The sequence below is a fragment of the Shewanella sp. SG41-4 genome (assembly GCF_014164505.1).
GTDB lineage: Bacteria > Pseudomonadota > Gammaproteobacteria > Enterobacterales > Shewanellaceae > Shewanella.
The window spans coordinates 1-16,146 of record NZ_JACJFI010000015.1 but is presented as its reverse complement, the minus strand read 5'-3'; the positions used below and the strand labels follow the sequence as shown (position 1 = coordinate 16,146).

Sequence of the window (16,146 nt, the reverse complement as noted above, 5' to 3'; positions counted from 1 at the left end):
GTAGTCCCTCTGATGAGTAAGCCTTCATTAGTAAGCAGTTATTGGTAAAATTTTATTAATAACAAATCATTAGCAAGCAATCGTTAGCACGCTTTTTAGTAAAACTTTGCTAGCTCATTTTATGGTTAAAGGTATAAAGAGATGAACACAACAAGTGTAAATTCAGATTATTTTGTGGTGGCACTAGAACCCGGCGCAGAACATCCGGCGTTGCCGACATGGGCTAATCATCACGCTAATGTTGCTGAGCTGAATGAAGCAACGTTGACTGACACTGAGCGGGCTAACGTGAGTAAAAAAATGTTAGCCGAAGTACCCGGTGCGTTCCAACTATTGAATGTATTAACGCCTGATGAGTGCAAACGGTTAATTTCGGTCAGTGAGTCTATGGGTTTTTTACCCGACGCCGCTGTGTCGTTACCACGCCATGTACGCCACAATGACAGCTTAACCTGGGTGGTGGATAACACCACTGAACAAGTTATCTGGAATAGGGTTAAACATCTTATGGATGATAACTTGGGCATTTTTGGCGGTAAAGCAGCTCTAGGGTTAAACAATCGTTTTCGCTTTTACCGCTATAACGAAGGTGATTTCTTTAAGCCGCATTCAGATGGATCGTGGCCCGGAAGCCAAGTTATAGACGGTAAGTTAGTGCGAGATGCCTTTGGCGATCGCTACAGTCTGCTGACATTTCTAATCTTACTGACAGAAGACTTTGAAGGTGGCGCAACGCGTTTTTTAGTCAATGCCGACAACCCAAATTTACCAGCAAAACACGGCGATAATATGCGCCAAGTTGACGTGAGAACACCAGCCGGAAGTGTATTGTGTTTCCCACATGGCATGCATCCACTGCATTGTATTCATAGCTCAGAGCCTATTTTCTCTGGGGTTAAATACATTATCCGCACCGATGTGTTGTTTGAGTTATAGCACTGGCAATCTTTTAACCTTTATTTTCACAACAGGTTGGCTTGACGATAAGCCAGCCCGTTTGTGAGTTGTTCTACTTTTAGTGGGGTAAAGCACAAGGTTCGCTCAGTTCGAGTTACGGTGTCTTTATTTAGTGTATCTGTTGTATTCACAAACTCTGCACTGCCTGCTTGTTCTACATCCTGCCAAATTATCTGACTAGATACTGTTATGTGTAATGCATGCCCTTGTTGCCAATCGCAAAATAATAGGCTGGCTATGGGATTTTCGAGCAAGTTACCCAACGTATTAAAAAAACCATTACCGACATAATCATTAACCAATAATTGTCCTTGCGGGTTTATTGATACAAAGCCAGCAGGGCCGCCTCGATGAGAGATATCGGCACCACGATTATTCAGTTGCTGACCATCATCAAAACAACTGCCAATAAAGAAGGTATCGGCATTGGTAATAAGTTGCTTATCCGTCAGGCTGAGTTGGCTACGTGTTGACCTAGAAAACTCACCATAATAACGATTAGGGATAAATACTTTTGGTTGAATGTACTTTGGGCAATTGCCGTAGCTTTGTAATACTTGGACGCGAATGCTTTTTTGATTGATGTCGGTAATGACACCATTAATGCGGTTACGTCTTTTGGTTTCAAATACGATGCCTAATAAGCCGATCCGATCACCTACGTTGAGATGCTCATTAATAACATCACCCATAGAATATTGAGTGTTTATCACAAGTTCGGTGTCGGTAATCGATTGAACAAAGCCTTGCGCACCGAATAACACAGCGGCATTGGTGTGCAATAGCTGATTGGCATAACCGATAAATATCATCGACAGTGATTCAAAAAAGTCTCGATGCTGTTGCGGCAGATATTGACGAATAAACTTAGGCCCAATATCAGCCATACGTTTGTCTGTTCCTGCTCGCTGTTGCATGGTTAGCTCGCCTTGATGCCAGCTGGGCGCCAGTTGCTTATCCATTATTTTTCCTTATGCCAACCAAGCGATTAGGCGATTAATTCAAGCCTAATGCCACCGGGAATGGTGCACATCATGTGATGAATCGGTAAATCGCCTAATGGCTCTGGTGCAAACTCAATGTCTACATTATCAAGTTTAGCGAGTCGTTGATGTATGTGTTGCAGTTGTTCAAGATTAGCCACTTTTAGCGCAAAATGATGCAAGCCTACGTTATGGCGACGGTCAAAACTGACCATTTGGCTTGTGTTGTTAAGTTGCCATAGCGTTAACATAACGGTGCCGTCTGAAACAAAAATAGCCGGATAGTCTGGTTTTTCACCCACTTGCCTAAAATGAAGTTGTTCGATAAAAAATGCAGCTGTTTGTTTAATGTCTGGCACGCTTAGGCCGAGGTGATGAATGCCTAACGTGTTAAAAGCCGTTGTATTTGAGTTTGGAACAGTGGTTGTGCTGCACATGGTTATAACCCTTAATTGGTGAGTGTAAATTGGCGGTGAACAGTTCTGTCTACTATCGTAGGTGAACAGAACTGTTTACGTCAAGCTAAAAGTTGTTATAATTTACCTTCAGCCATAAAGGTAAATTGCCATGCAACCAAGAAAGCAACATTTGATCGACACTGCGTTAGGGTTATTTAATCAGCAGGGTTACCACGCGACTGGCATTGATTTAATTTTGGCGCAATCAGGTGTGTCGAAAGCGACACTGTATAAGCATTTTCGGAGCAAAGATGAGTTAATTCTTGCGGCATTACAGCAGCGCCACCAACAAGTGCTTACTTCAATTAACATGAAAGTAGACGCTGCGGTTCAAGCAGGTGAGTCTGGTGTGTTAGCCATTTTTGATGCGTTAAATGAATGGTTTAATAGCGAGCGTTTTTTTGGCTGCCATTTTATTAATGCCAGCGCGGAATATGCCGATGTTCTCAATCCGATACATGTACTTTCAGCCCAACATAAACAAGCCATTGTCGAGCTTATTCGCGCACAATTACCTCTACATGATACAGATAAAGCAGATCAAATCGGTTTGCTCGTTGATGGGGCGATTGTAATGGCTCATACCCGAGGAATAAAAACTTCTGCGTTAATGGCCAAAGAAATGGCTCATATTTTTTTGATTTAGTGTCTTTTAAAACAACAATGATTTTATGTTTAATCATTGTTAATATTTACTTTTTTAATCAATATTATTTTCTCTGTTTGAGCCGATTTGTATTTATAAGAGAATGCTGATAAACCGCGAGGACACTGAGTTTAATTAACACGATTTAATGTGCATCAGTACTTGCTATTTGTGTTACTAAGCTGTTTAATTGCGCCGATTCTACCCCCGTATTATGGAGGCGTTAAATGAAAACTGTACTGTGTAGTTTGTTAGTCGTTGGTGTTGTTGGTCTGTCTGGATGTGCCACTGCTCAGAATAATTTTGCTTCTAAAGTGAAAGCTGAAAGCGAAAAGAATCTTGATGTGTCTCAGCAATGGGAGCAAGGTCAAAAAGACGTTAAAAAAGGCGAAGACTTGTTGGCCGATGGTCGCAAAGCGATGGCAAAAGGCAATACTCAAATTCGCGAAGGCGAAAAGCTGATTAGTCAGGCCAGAGAGGAAGCTCAGAAGCATCGTCAATCATTCCAAGCAATGGCGAGCTCGTTAACGGGCGCACAAAATGGCAAGCGTGCAGCTGAGATTGTCGATAAATTAGATGACATTGCTGATTTTTGGGAAGACGCAGACGACAAATATGCCGACGGTAAAGAACTTATCGAAGACGGTAATACCAATGTTGCAGAGGGCCAAAGTGAGACAGAACAAGGTCAATCACTTTTAACCAGCGGCAGAGCAAGAATGCAGCAAGCTGAATCAAAATATCAACAAAGAACCGGTCAAGGGTTAGTTGAGCAAATGCATTTAGAAGAGAAACCGAGCAACTTCTAATTAGCCGTTCAAAACGTATAGCTAACGCTATAATCAAAACCGATATTGTTAATTCAATATCGGTTTTATCGTTTCTAGGGTTCAGCTTGTAACTAAAAGAGGTTAGGTATTAACAAGAACGGCCTATTCAAAATCTGCTTTTATTTCAAACACCATATCCACGCCAGTTACTGGATGATTTAAGCCTAAATATTGGGCGTGTAAATGCAAACGATTAGTGGCTATTCCGTATAAATCATCACCCACTATTGGCATGTGTAAGCCGTCATGGTGGGCACAATGCACCCGTAACTGATGAGTTCGCCCCGTTTTAGGGTACAAATATACTAAAGTACGCTGTCCTTGACCTTGATACACTTGCCAATGAGTCTCGGCATGTTTGCCGTACTCGTAACACACTAGCTGCTTAGGACGGTCGTCTAAATCTACCCGCAATGGCAAACTAATATCGCCTTCATCTTGGCTCGGCACACCTTCAATTAACGCGATATAACGTTTGGTCACGCTACGTTGAATAAACTGTTGTTGTAGGGCTTTGTTGGCTTCTTTAGTGAGTGCTATCACCATTAAACCTGATGTAGACATGTCTAGGCGATGAACAATCAGCGGCCCCGTCGCATTGGGGAATTTTTGCTGCATACGGCTAAATACTGAGTCGGTGATATTTTTACCAGGTACCGATAATAACTCCGCAGGCTTATTAATAATCACCATCGCATCGTCTTGATAAATAATATCAATGTGCTGATCTTTACCCGGATTAATCAACAGAGGATCGTCATCAACTTGCATGCCTTTTAGCATGTGGGTCAAAATAGGTCGGCATTTGCCATGACAAGCAGGGTAATAGTTTTTGTGCTGTTTTATCTCAGATTTAGGCGATGATCCCCACCAAAACTCTGCCATGGCAATTGGGGTCAATTGATGTGTAAACGCATATTGCAGTAACTTAGGTGCGGCACATTCACCGGCACCTGCTGGTGGCAAATGATTCGGTGCATCATTGAAAATATCGTTTAAATCACGCGCTTCACCTAAGACATTTAAAAACTGATATTGAGCAAACAGCTTTTTTTGCAATCCATTTGAAAGCTGTTTGCGCTGACGTTTAAGCTGCTTTATTTGCTGCGCAAGTTCATCTAAGGCCACTTTAGTGACTTCAATTTGAGTCTGCCACTGCTGCTTTAACGCGTTCAGCTGATGTTTCTGTTGCACACTTTGACGGCTTAACTCGATAGACAGTGTTTTATGGCTATCGTCGTTAATGCTTGCTTGCGCTAATGCATCATCTGCTTGCTCACGTTGCAGCTTACGCATTTTACGACCTTCAACTATTGCGTTACGTTGCTGCTCAAGTTCACTTTCCGCTTGGTGTTGTTGAGCCGCTAACGTCGCAGTTAATGTTGCCAGTAACGGATTGGCTTCATGCAGACTAATCGATTGGTTAATTTGGTTAATCTGTTTATTTTCATGACTGAAAAAACTGTCTTGGGTCAGCATATCAAACACCGGCGGCACAAACGGCGGCAAGATATTTTGATCGGCTAACTTACCTGAAAATGCGGCTAAAAAACCAAGTTGCCCGAGCGTGTCTTTAACCACCAACACACCAAACATCTTACCAATGACCATGCCACGATCTCGTTCGCTGTCTAAGCCAAAATTATGTCCCCAGGGATTCGTCTCAAGTAACACCTGCTGCAACTGCTGTGCTGCCAGTATCGTCAATGGATGAGGTTGATAATAAAACGGGAAGGTAAAAGATTCAGACAACCCTTGTTCGGCAAGCGTGTTATTGAAAGCTATCGCATCATTAAAAGGAATAAAACACGGGTCGTTAACAGACATCAAAAACACACTCACTACATCAAAGGGCAGCTATTTTACCCTTTCAAACTAACAGATGCATTAATTAGTGAGAGTGGATTTTTTAGGATGTTAATTCAAACAACGTTGCAGAAACGATAGGGATAATCCAAGAGGGGATTGCTGTAGATCCCCTTTTAGCCTGTGCAGGGTGGAAGCGTGCAATGTTAATCCAATTGATGTTTGGAAAGATAAACGTTAACTAACTCTTGTGTATGGTTAAGCAGCTCCGCATTGCCAATTGCTCCATGCCCTGGCACAACAACCTCAGCATCAGTGAATGCTGCTTTAACCTTACTAATTGTCAGTGGCCAATCGGTTAACGATGCCTCTGCAATATAACCCATGCTCTTACTATGAGCACTTTTTACCAAACAGCCGCCAAATAATAATTTCGCCTTAGGGAGCCACACCACAATGTTATCAATTGTATGGCCAGCGCCTAAATAGCGAGCCTCGAGTAAACCATTAGCTAGGGTAAACGAGTCACCATCAAACGGCTGACTTGCGAGTGCTTTATGTTGTGTGGTCAATATTTTTTGAGTCATTACAGATACGTGAGTGCTAACACCAATACTGTTTAGGTAACTTATTCCAGCCGTGCGGTCGGCATGTGAATGGGTTGAAATACTGGCTTTGAGTATAAAGTTTTGCTGCTTTATCCACTCGACTAACGCAATAGTGTCTTTCTCGCTCCATGGGGTATCGATTAAATACGCATCTTTACCTTCAACAACCACTAGGCCATTAGCATCGACCAAACCAAAGTCTTCAGTTTTAAAATAAGACTGATATTCAAATAGTTGGATTTGTGTTGCTTGAGCTTGATTCGCGTTAACCAAAGCATTGCTACTGAGCGGTGTAATAGTCAGTTGACCTGATGACTCAGCGCTTATCGCAAGTGGCACACAGCAAATAAAACCAATTAGTAATATCAATATTCGTGAAAACATAATGGTACTCAATTAACGTTCAGTCGAAGTTCAGTTGAAGAGAACAGGCGTCAAAGTGTATCACTGAATTTGTGGATAATGGATAACATAGGCAAACTCATGCCCGATGACATTGGTTGTGTGAAGCGGATAGTATTGAACGAATAGATGGGCAATAGTCTTAAGCTATGAATTCTTAAGCTATCAAATATAGATGAAACCGTACAGGTCTCATCTATATTTGGACATCATTATTGATGACAGAAGGTATTATTAATAACGACGATTATGCCTTTGGTCTGTGTAATACGCAGACTTTGTTACCAGAAGGATCGCGTAAATAAGCTAGATATAATGGACCATTTGGGCTGTCGCGAACACCAGGAGCATCTTCGCAAGCTTCGCCACCACTCGCTACACCAGCAGCATGCCAAGCGTTAGCCTGTTCTGCATTATCAGCATGAAAACCTATGGTGCTGCCATTACCGTTGCAAGCTGGTTCACCGTTTAATGGTTTTGATAACGCAAAAATACCAGTACTAGTCATATAAAAACAACGACCTTTAGGATCAATTACCCCTGGTTTAATGCCGAGTTCGCCTAGTGTTGCGTCGTAAAAGGCTTTTGATTTTTCGATATCATTGGCACCAAGCATGATGTGGCTGAACATTGTGACTCTCCTTGTTGGGGTGAATAAACACCAATTTTATATATCTATTTTACTTATTTGTTAACTTATTCGTTTTTACTATTAACTACCTGATTAAAAAGGGCATGTACATTAATATTGGCGTTAAGTTTAGCGGCTAATAAATACATGCCTGCTAACTTGCGATGTATGAAAATAGCATCGGTTGGTGGTGTGTGCCATTCATTTTGTTGAGTGCTCATGGCTTTACCTGCCTGAGTAATCCTTTTTGCCAAATCACTCGAGCCAAAATCATACGCTCCTTGTGTGCGTAATGGCTCACAAGCTTGGTAAAAAATATCAATAATCAGCTGTTTCTGTTGTGGGTCGATGGCTGCTTGAAAAAAGCCTATCTGTTGTGCTGCATTGCTCATTTGCTGCTTATCATCGGCAATCGCAGCTTGCATCAATTGCATATAGCCTTGCGATAATGTGTCGCTAATGGTGCGGGTAGCACCAAAGTCCAGTAACACTATTTTCTGGCTGTCGGCTTGATACTGAAAGTTGGCAAAATTAGGATCGCTTTGCACTAATTGAAAACAAAACAGCTCTTTAAAACACAGTTCCATCAACGCGCTGGCAACCTTGTCACGAATGTCTTGCGGATACTGTGCGACCGATTCAATTGCGGAGCCTTCAACATATTGCATACACAAAATGCTGTTGTTGCTCAATTGCGAATAGACCTTAGGCACGATGAATTTAGGGTTGTCACCCAACTGTTGCTGATAGAGTGCTATTTGCTGTGCTTCAAACTGATAGTCTGCTTCGTTATGTAACTGCGCTTTGGCTTCTGCCAATAAGGTATCGAGTTTTACGTTTGCTGGAATTAATCGCGAGACTTTTAATAAGCTGGCAACGTTATCAATGTCGCTGTCGATGCTGTCGCGGATCCCAGGGTATTGAATTTTTATCGCCAGCTTTTCGCCAGTATCCAAATAGGCTAAATGTACTTGGCCGATAGATGCTGCGGCAAACGGGCGCAGTTCAAATTGGGCAAAAGGTGCCAGCCAGTCACGGCCCCAGTGCTGAACTAATAATTGAGTTAATTGTTTGTGCGGCATGGCTTTAGCGTCAGAACGCAGCTTCGCCAATATTTCAGCCAATTCAGGAGGCACTAAGTCACCAGCATCCATTGACAACATTTGGCCCACTTTCATCGCAGCGCCGCGCAGTTGCGACAGCTTATCTGCCACATGACCAATGTTTTTAGGAGTCATCATCAGTTGTTGCATTGATGGCGATTTACCTTGGCTAAGCTGTTTTGCACCTTCTAATAGCACGTTACCCGCTAGGCGAGAAGCCAATCCGCCCATTTTTGATAATCGGGACAATCGACTGGTTGGCACTTTAGCTTCATTATTTTTCATCAGATCTCACTTGTGTCGCATGAACTTATAGCGAATATAATAATTGTACGCTGAAGTTGATTATTTCGTTCAATATGAGCCAATAGCGTGGTCAAAATTTACTATTTTCTATGTTACTCTGATTTTAGAGGCATTTAAGCCATTCTTTGGGTGAGTAAACCTATAATAATAAGGACCCTAGTTTGAGTATTATTGAACAATATTTGAGCCAAGCTGAAGCACTGTTTCAGTCTAAAAACTATTCATCGGCCAGAATGTACGCACGTAAAGTGATTAAGCGTGATGATAAACACCTTGGGGCATTGAGCTTATTAGGTCAGATTCATTTACAACAGCAACAATATCCCGAGTCTGAAAATTATTTTGCTACAGCCGCTGCCGTAGACCCTAATGCAGTGCCTGTATTGACCGGTTTATTGGCTATTGCTGAAGTAAAACAAGACTTTTTTTTGGCGAAAACGTATTTATTACAATTGATTAGTACCCAAGGAAATACCGGGGAATTTCGATACAAACTCGGATTAGTCGCCACTAAAGTTGGTGATATGGCTTTAGCTGAACAATGTTTTGAATGGTGTGTGGCGAATGATTTTTCTGAACCTGCGGTACAGCTTAATTTGGGGCATATCTATAAAGCCAAAGGCGACACAGAAAAAGCGGCCAATTTTTATCAGCAATATATTTTATTAAGTCCAAAACAAGCGGGTGTTGGCTATTGGAGTATGGCTGATTTAAAGCAATATCGATTCAGCACAGATGATTTAAGCTCATTACAAGCTTTTGCAACCGATGAGTCGTTAAGCAAACAAAATCAGGCGCTGGTGTATTTTGCTTTGTGTAAAGCTTACGAGCAAACACAAAAAATCGATAAAGCCTGTGAGTCGATGTTATTAGCCAATCAAATAATGGCGCTTCACAGACCGTTTAAACAAGCCCAGTTTGCTAGTATTGTGCTGTCGCTACTTGGGCATACACCATCGCCACATATTGATAGCTTGCCGACCGCGAGCCAAACACCTATTTTTATTGTTGGTATGCCTCGTTCAGGTACCACTTTAGTAGAGCAGATTTTGGCGTGCCATAGCGACGTTGGTGCTACCGATGAGTTACCGTTTATGGAACGCTTTGCGCTGCAAATGGACATGTCGGGTGGTTACCAGGCTAGATTAAGCCAGCTTTCTGCTAACCATATTGATCAATTCCGCCAACGGTATTTAGCTGAAGTGAATTATTACTTTAACGATGTGCCAACCTATGTAATTGATAAAAATCCAAATAACTTTTTACACATTGGTTTAATTAAAACCTTATTTCCTCAAGCAAAAATTATTAATCTGGTGCGCAATAGCGTCGACAATGGCTTGAGTGTATTTAAGCAGTTTTTCAGCTTTGGCCATGACTATTCGTATTCGTTTGCGGGTATTTCAAGTTACTGGCAACACTATTTAGACATCATGCAACATTGGGATAGGTTGTACCCTAATGAGATTTTACATGTTTGTTTTGAGCAATTAGTGCGTGAGCCAGAGTCACAAATTCAACGTATATTAGATTACTGTGAGTTAACGACTCAAGCGCAATGTTTTACCTTTTATGAGTCTGAACGAGCCGTATTAACGCCTAGCGCTAGCCAAGTTAGGCAGCCTATGAATCCTAAGGCAATTGGTCAGGCAGACAAGTATCAAGCATTTATACCTGAGCAAATAGCCGAGTTAGATGCCATTGCGAAAAAAGCAGCACTGCAATTCTTTGGTTAAGCAGGACTTGGAATAAGAATTTCTTATAAGCCAAAAAACGTAGTTTGGCTGACTTTATAGAAATGGCGCCTAAGAGCGCCATTTTTGTATATATTCTCAGATAAACCTATGGAGGTATTCTTCTCACTAATTCACTTTACCGTGACATGCTTTATAGCGCTCGCCACTACCGCAAGGGCAAGGACTATTGCGAGATGGCGGTGCAGCAATAGTGCGAGCGTTATCTTCAGCTGCTTTTTTTGGTATTATTGATGTTGCTGATGCAGATTTTACGGATGCTAAATTTGCACTTTTTGGTGAGTTTTTTGGTAAAGTAATAGCCTGTTTGCGTGTTGCCAATTGCTCACTAAGTTCAACATTCATACACGCCACGATAACCAATTGTTCGAACGCTTTTACCGCCGAACCAGAATGGGTCAGTTGCAGTGATTTAGCGCACTGTACAGCCTTTATCATAGTTTGTTCACGTAACGCATGGTAATGCGGCCAACCTGCTTTAGTGCACTCATATTGCAACCATAACATCCGCCAATCGGCCACAAACTCTGCGATGATTACTGAAAATGCATTCACTTCAGCAACTAGATTTACAGGGTTGTGTTTGATCTCTGCTAACAACTCATTGGTTAAGTATTCAACCTCAGCGACAGGCATGATCACTGGGGCATTAAATTGCTCAGTGATAAAGGTTGCCGGTGAGTCTGGGTTAAAACCGACTAACTGACTGTTTAATGTTGTTGATTGATCATCTGCGATTGAACGTGAATGTTGAAACACCGTGCGCCAAAATTGACTTGAACCGGCTAAATCAACCACTAAATGAACACGGTATTGGTCGCTGTTGTTCTCCACTTTGTGAAGCTTCCACGAGTCGAAAATCCAACATTCTCCTGCGCCCATATGCACTTGTTTGTCATGACAAAAAAACTGCACTTGCTCAGTGGTGGTAATGGGAATATGCACTCGAACACGTTTATACCAATGGTAATTAATGTCTGAATGCAGTGGCACTTGTGCACCTGGCGCTAAGCGCATTAATCTTGAACGGCTGAGTACCTCACCAAATGAGGCGAGTATTTGCTTTATGTAAGGGCTTTTTGCTAACGCAGCAGTGGGCTGCATTGGCCCTTTAAAGTCATTGTTAAACTCGCCATTGACAGATATTAACGGAATAGCCGAATTACCCTGAAAACCTTCATGATGAGTCACCCAATCTGATTCGGTAAATTGCTCGATCTCTTTGGCTAATTGACCAACATCAAAGCGAAAAGGTAACTGATAAAACTCATGGGGTAACTTCATAATTGGGCTCTCTGTAATACGGCGCTTAACGTTATGATTTTCTTTACAAGGTATTTTTACCCGTTCTACTGACTATTTACAAATGACTAACTCAAACTGCTAACGTAACTGGCCATGGCATTGTTTAAATCGTTTGCCTGATCCACAAGGGCAGGGACTGTTACGAGATACATTTTGCTCGCTTGGCGTAGCGAGTTTTTCAGTTGGTTCGGGTGTTAGTGCTATAGGCTCAGCAATGTCGTGTTGCTGCCATTGAGTGTCATAGATTGGATGACCGCGCTGGCGTAAATGACGATTGATTTTGTTCAGTGTTGTAGAAGTATTTGGCCAGATTTTGGCGATGTCATGGTAATTTTCAAGCCACTTATTGGGTTTGGGTGTCGAGATGGTGTAGCGAGAATGCGCTAATGGCTTACTGCATAATTGCGCTAAAGCAGGGTCAAAATCCGTATCAGTAAATTGGCATAGCTGTTTAACGGTTTTCGCAGGATCTGCAATTAATTGATCATAAGACACCATGCACCAGCGATTACTGTCAATCTTTTGCAATGAATCCATAATCGCTTCATTAGCTGCTTGCCATTGAAACGCGGCAATAGCCTGTAATGGCTGGCGATTAAGTTGCAGCCATTTTTCTGGTAGCAGTAGCGACCAATTGCGTTTATCCCATCCCGGTAGATTTGGGTAAGTGACAAACTTATTCGACCGCCACGCTTGCATAATACTGCTGATGTTTTCTTTAGGCTCCCTCACTAAATAGATAAATAAAGCGTCGGGAAACAGCGAATTAAAAAAGTCGACCCGCAAACTGTTTTTTGGGGTTTTTTCTAAAAAGCGGATATTAGTGGTATCAATACTATCGGGTTTATTACCATGATTATCTTGCAGTGCATCGCTAAAGCGTAGCAGTAATTGCTGGCGTAGCTCGTCATCGATATCTTGTTCCGTTAACGCATTAGAACTAAATTGACGATAGGCGATATTCAGCTTGGGTATGGTTTCAATTAGCGCATGACTTTCGCCGCCAATGGTCCATATGGACTGGCTTTTTGATAGAACTTCGAACAACAAAGTGCTGCCTGAACGAGGCGCGGATAAAATAATAATGGGCCGATCAAATTGATGCATAGCGGTATGATGTTTTTGTTATATTTTTTAACATCATACCCACACCGTTATCATATGGCTACTTTATCAATTTCAGTAGAGCCTTAAAGCGATCACCTTGGGCAACATGTTGTAGCTCAAACAGTAGTGATTCAACATTGGTGAGATTGGCACCATCATTAAGCATCATTTGCACCCCAAGTACTTTATTGTCTGTACCTCGTGATGCAACGGCATCGGCAACAAGATGTACTTGATAGTCGTTGGCCAGTAAATCTTTGCACGTTTGGTAAACGCAAACATGGGTTTCGATACCCGCAAGAATGACATTATTACGGTTTAATGCTTTAAGTTGTTGTTTTGCTTCTTCACAATGCCAGCTACTAAAGTGTTCTTTGGCGATAGGTTTAGTTGTTTGCGATAATATTTGTGCGAGTTCGTCGCTGGTATGGCCTAATTTATTGGGTAATTGTTCTAACCAAATAATGGGAATATCAAATAGTTGTGCACCTTGAATTAATACTGCAAGCTTTTGGTGTAGTTGGGCTGATTGCTGCATAACTTGGGCAAGTTTGCCTTGTACGTCCACAATCATTAATACACTTTGTTCTGCTGTTATCATGGTCAGTTACTCGAATAGATTAAGTTAGCTTTCGAGTATTGGTTATTTAGCCGATGGTTAAAATAGGCATTTAGTCTATTATGGCTATGATAATTGTTATGAATGTTCACATAGATAATGTCAGGGATTGATATGAAAAAACGCATTGTTATTTGTGCCGACGGAACCTGGAATCGGCCCGAAAAAGATCTTGAAAAAGATCACGCTACTAATGTGCTTAAACTTGCCAGAGCCATCAAGCCCATTGCCGATGATGGTGTACCGCAACAGGTGTTTTACGATTGGGGAATTGGTTCGTACTATGACGCCATGATAGGCGGCGCAACTGGGCGTGGCTTACATAAAAACATTATGGATGCTTACCGCTACATAGTGCAAAACTACTCTCCTGGCGACGAGATATACCTGTTTGGTTTTAGCCGTGGTGCATACACAGTGCGCTGTTTGTGTGGCCTCATCAATAATTGCGGCATTGTCACTCGCCCAGATGCCAAGCTTATTCAGCAAGCGTTTGACCACTATAAAATGAAAACTAAACCTTTTGCACCAGATGGTGAACGCTCGGTGGCATTTCGTCAGCAACATTCGCATCCTTCACGTGAAGTGGCCTTTGTTGGTGTGTGGGACACCATTGGGGCAATGGGGATCCCACTGTCTTTTTTAGGCATGTTTGAAGACAAAGATGAGTTTTATGACGCCAAGTTAGGCCGAAATGTCAAAGTGGCTCGCCATGCACTTGCGTTAGATGAACATCGCAGCGATTTTGAACCGACCATTTGGGCACCTCGAACCAGCATAGACATACAGCAAGTATGGTTTATTGGCGCCCATAGTAACATTGGTGGTAGCGTTGCCCCCAATGATGACGGTAGCACCTTGTCTGATATAGCGTTGCAGTGGATGATAAACCAAGCGCGAGCGGTTAACTTAACGGTCGAGTTACATTTAGCCGATGCTTTATTGCCTAACCCTATGGCGGATATTCAAGATTCATATCGCAGCTTTTATCGGGTTAAAAAACGTTTTATGCGCGAGCTAGATCCAGAACAAGCACCGATATTATTACATCAGTCAGTTAAAACTCGTTGGCTGAATGACAGTAATTATCGACCGAAAAATTTGGTAAATTACATTGATAACCATGGTTGGCCCGATAAACTGGTGCAATAATCTGTGTTAACACCATCATTAAATAACGAGTGCTAGCAACCACTAATAGCAACCACCATTAGTCACCACCATTAGTCACCACTATTAGTCACCACTATTACTAACCATTACTAAAAACATTTCGATTAAGGACAGTATTTTGCTACGTGTATTTTTAACGCTCATCACAGTGATTGGACTCTTGTCTGTATCACTCGTTTTACCCGCGGCTGAATCGACGGCTTCAGATGATTTACAAGATAAGCCGCCAGCGAAACGGATTATTGCTCTATCGCCTCATGGAGTTGAAATGCTGTTTGCGATTGGTGCCGGCGACTCAATTGTAGCCACCACCGATTATGCCGATTTCCCTGCAGCAGCTAAGAATATTCCGAGTATCGGTGGTTATTACGGCATCCAAATTGAGCGAGTGATTGAACTGAATCCCGATTTGGTGCTGGTGTGGCAAAGCGGCAATAAAATAGAAGACATTAATCAGTTACGTGATTTAGGTTTTACCATTGTTAATAGTGACCCTAAGCGCTTAGCTGATGTTGCGACGGATATTGAACTGCTGGGTAAACTCACCGGACATTCGGGTAAAGCCAAGCAAGTGGCAGATGACTATCGTCAGCAGTTGGCTGATATTACGTTGCAAAACCAAACGAAACCTGCGGTAAAAGTTTTCTATCAATTATGGTCAACACCATTGATGACGGTTGCAAAAGGCAGTTGGATACAAAACCTTATTGAAGTGTGTCATGGTGAAAATGTGTTTTATAACGCAGCAAGTGAGTACCCACAAATTAGCATCGAAAATGTGTTACTAACCGGCGCTGAAGTGATTTTACAAAGCCAAGATGAAGGCAATATTTTAGGTATTAATTGGTCTGACTGGCCTGAGCTACCCGCGGTAAAAAACCAGCATATATATCAGTTTGATGCCGATTTACTGCATAGGGCAACCCCAAGGGCAATTTTGGGTGTAAATGCAGTTTGCGGGGCGTTGGATAAAGTAAGAGGGTAGAGTTTTTTATTTCAAAGGTAACGGTTGTTACGTGAATATGGCCTGCGGCCACTAACGTCGTGGCGCTTCGCCCACACCAGAGTATGAATAAGCGTTACTCTGATTCAAGCAAACTCCATTAATACGTCTTCCCGGTAATGCTTTTGAGCCGGGATCCAGGTGTTTGTTTTGCTTATGGCCTACGGCCACTAACGTCGTGGCGCTTCACCCACAGCGGATTTTTCAAACTTCGTTTGAATTAACATCGCAAGGTTCCACCCTGCTCGGGCCAAATACTTTGTCATTCCGGTAATGCTTTTGAGCCGGAATCCAGGTGTTTGCTTGTTGCTTTTATGGCCTGCGGCCACTAACGTCGTGGCGCTTCACCCACACCAGACCAAGAGGAAACCAACGGCTGTTCCCTCTTGGAACTCCCAGCCGCCCCGCAACATTTTCAAACAGCGAAAAGGTCGCCATGGGGATTGATCCAGCTT

General features: G+C 42.3%; 15 protein-coding genes. 6 read left to right on the top strand and 9 right to left on the bottom strand.

Annotated features, from left to right (window positions below; genetic code table 11):
* The first annotated feature begins 141 nt into the window (after nt 1-141).
* Nucleotides 142-936, top strand: coding sequence for a prolyl hydroxylase family protein (locus H5202_RS02965; RefSeq protein ID WP_182770732.1), 795 nt, complete (start codon nt 142-144; stop codon nt 934-936).
* A gap of 26 nt (nt 937-962) precedes the next feature.
* Here the strand turns inward: H5202_RS02965 and H5202_RS02960 are convergent, their stop codons facing one another.
* Nucleotides 963-1,919, bottom strand: a complete 957-nt coding sequence (locus H5202_RS02960; RefSeq protein ID WP_182770731.1) for a pyridoxamine 5'-phosphate oxidase family protein — start codon at nt 1,917-1,919, stop codon at nt 963-965.
* 26 nt (nt 1,920-1,945) lie between these two features.
* Nucleotides 1,946-2,377 carry a VOC family protein gene (locus tag H5202_RS02955; RefSeq protein ID WP_182770730.1) on the bottom strand — a complete coding sequence of 144 codons (432 nt, stop codon included), beginning with the start codon at nt 2,375-2,377 and terminating at the stop codon, nt 1,946-1,948.
* Nucleotides 2,378-2,507: 130 nt separating this feature from the next.
* Between H5202_RS02955 and H5202_RS02950 the strand changes: the two genes are divergently transcribed.
* The gene (locus H5202_RS02950) at nt 2,508-3,044 is read left to right on the top strand and encodes a TetR/AcrR family transcriptional regulator (protein ID WP_182770729.1); all 537 of its coding nucleotides are present in this window, start codon (nt 2,508-2,510) and stop codon (nt 3,042-3,044) included.
* A 227-nt stretch (nt 3,045-3,271) separates the two neighbouring features.
* Nucleotides 3,272-3,853 (top strand): hypothetical protein, encoded by a 582-nt coding sequence (locus tag H5202_RS02945; RefSeq protein WP_182770728.1) that lies wholly within the window; start codon nt 3,272-3,274, stop codon nt 3,851-3,853.
* Between the two features lie 123 nt (nt 3,854-3,976).
* Here H5202_RS02945 and H5202_RS02940 read toward each other — a convergent pair whose 3' ends face one another.
* From H5202_RS02940 to H5202_RS02925, 4 genes are all read right to left on the bottom strand, one after another.
* Nucleotides 3,977-5,701 carry an RluA family pseudouridine synthase gene (locus H5202_RS02940; protein ID WP_182770727.1) on the bottom strand — a complete coding sequence of 575 codons (1,725 nt, stop codon included), beginning with the start codon at nt 5,699-5,701 and terminating at the stop codon, nt 3,977-3,979.
* Between the two features lie 185 nt (nt 5,702-5,886).
* Nucleotides 5,887-6,672, bottom strand: a complete 786-nt coding sequence (gene bla / locus H5202_RS02935) for a subclass B1 metallo-beta-lactamase (protein ID WP_182770726.1) — start codon at nt 6,670-6,672, stop codon at nt 5,887-5,889.
* A gap of 265 nt (nt 6,673-6,937) precedes the next feature.
* Entirely contained in the window at nt 6,938-7,321 is a 384-nt protein-coding gene (locus H5202_RS02930) for a VOC family protein (protein ID WP_011636362.1), read from the bottom strand.
* A 65-nt stretch (nt 7,322-7,386) separates the two neighbouring features.
* Nucleotides 7,387-8,709: an ABC1 kinase family protein gene (locus H5202_RS02925; protein ID WP_182770725.1), complete on the bottom strand. Its 1,323-nt coding sequence runs from the start codon at nt 8,707-8,709 to the stop codon at nt 7,387-7,389.
* A 182-nt stretch (nt 8,710-8,891) separates the two neighbouring features.
* On the opposite strand from H5202_RS02925, the gene H5202_RS02920 reads away from it, so the two are divergent.
* Nucleotides 8,892-10,466 carry a tetratricopeptide repeat-containing sulfotransferase family protein gene (locus H5202_RS02920; RefSeq protein WP_182770724.1) on the top strand — a complete coding sequence of 525 codons (1,575 nt, stop codon included), beginning with the start codon at nt 8,892-8,894 and terminating at the stop codon, nt 10,464-10,466.
* Between the two features lie 126 nt (nt 10,467-10,592).
* Here H5202_RS02920 and H5202_RS02915 read toward each other — a convergent pair whose 3' ends face one another.
* From H5202_RS02915 to H5202_RS02905, 3 genes are all read right to left on the bottom strand, one after another.
* The gene (locus H5202_RS02915) at nt 10,593-11,768 is read right to left on the bottom strand and encodes an aspartyl/asparaginyl beta-hydroxylase domain-containing protein (protein ID WP_182770723.1); all 1,176 of its coding nucleotides are present in this window, start codon (nt 11,766-11,768) and stop codon (nt 10,593-10,595) included.
* Between the two features lie 99 nt (nt 11,769-11,867).
* A complete protein-coding gene (locus H5202_RS02910; RefSeq protein ID WP_182770722.1) occupies nt 11,868-12,896 on the bottom strand; it encodes a sulfotransferase family protein in 1,029 nt (342 codons plus the stop codon).
* A 58-nt stretch (nt 12,897-12,954) separates the two neighbouring features.
* Complete coding sequence (locus H5202_RS02905) at nt 12,955-13,497, bottom strand: hydrolase (protein ID WP_182770721.1); 543 nt, start codon at nt 13,495-13,497, stop codon at nt 12,955-12,957.
* A gap of 132 nt (nt 13,498-13,629) precedes the next feature.
* Here H5202_RS02905 and H5202_RS02900 point away from each other — a divergent pair, with 132 nt between their 5' ends.
* Nucleotides 13,630-14,667, top strand: coding sequence for a DUF2235 domain-containing protein (locus H5202_RS02900; protein WP_182770720.1), 1,038 nt, complete (start codon nt 13,630-13,632; stop codon nt 14,665-14,667).
* Between the two features lie 139 nt (nt 14,668-14,806).
* Nucleotides 14,807-15,673: a cobalamin-binding protein gene (locus tag H5202_RS02895; protein WP_182770719.1), complete on the top strand. Its 867-nt coding sequence runs from the start codon at nt 14,807-14,809 to the stop codon at nt 15,671-15,673.
* The last annotated feature ends 473 nt before the right edge of the window (nt 15,674-16,146 follow it).

Bases quoted from the DNA above. Each gene is read 5' to 3' on its own strand.
- H5202_RS02965 (WP_182770732.1), top strand. From the start codon at position 142: ATGAACACAACAAGTGTAAATTCAGATTATTTTGTGGTGGCACTAGAA.
- H5202_RS02960 (WP_182770731.1), bottom strand. From the start codon at position 1,919: ATGGATAAGCAACTGGCGCCCAGCTGGCATCAAGGCGAGCTAACCATG.
- H5202_RS02955 (WP_182770730.1), bottom strand. From the start codon at position 2,377: ATGTGCAGCACAACCACTGTTCCAAACTCAAATACAACGGCTTTTAAC.
- H5202_RS02950 (WP_182770729.1), top strand. From the start codon at position 2,508: ATGCAACCAAGAAAGCAACATTTGATCGACACTGCGTTAGGGTTATTT.
- H5202_RS02945 (WP_182770728.1), top strand. From the start codon at position 3,272: ATGAAAACTGTACTGTGTAGTTTGTTAGTCGTTGGTGTTGTTGGTCTG.
- H5202_RS02940 (WP_182770727.1), bottom strand. From the start codon at position 5,701: ATGTCTGTTAACGACCCGTGTTTTATTCCTTTTAATGATGCGATAGCT.
- bla (WP_182770726.1), bottom strand. From the start codon at position 6,672: ATGTTTTCACGAATATTGATATTACTAATTGGTTTTATTTGCTGTGTG.
- H5202_RS02930 (WP_011636362.1), bottom strand. From the start codon at position 7,321: ATGTTCAGCCACATCATGCTTGGTGCCAATGATATCGAAAAATCAAAA.
- H5202_RS02925 (WP_182770725.1), bottom strand. From the start codon at position 8,709: ATGAAAAATAATGAAGCTAAAGTGCCAACCAGTCGATTGTCCCGATTA.
- H5202_RS02915 (WP_182770723.1), bottom strand. From the start codon at position 11,768: ATGAAGTTACCCCATGAGTTTTATCAGTTACCTTTTCGCTTTGATGTT.
- H5202_RS02910 (WP_182770722.1), bottom strand. From the start codon at position 12,896: ATGCATCAATTTGATCGGCCCATTATTATTTTATCCGCGCCTCGTTCA.
- H5202_RS02905 (WP_182770721.1), bottom strand. From the start codon at position 13,497: ATGATAACAGCAGAACAAAGTGTATTAATGATTGTGGACGTACAAGGC.
- H5202_RS02900 (WP_182770720.1), top strand. From the start codon at position 13,630: ATGAAAAAACGCATTGTTATTTGTGCCGACGGAACCTGGAATCGGCCC.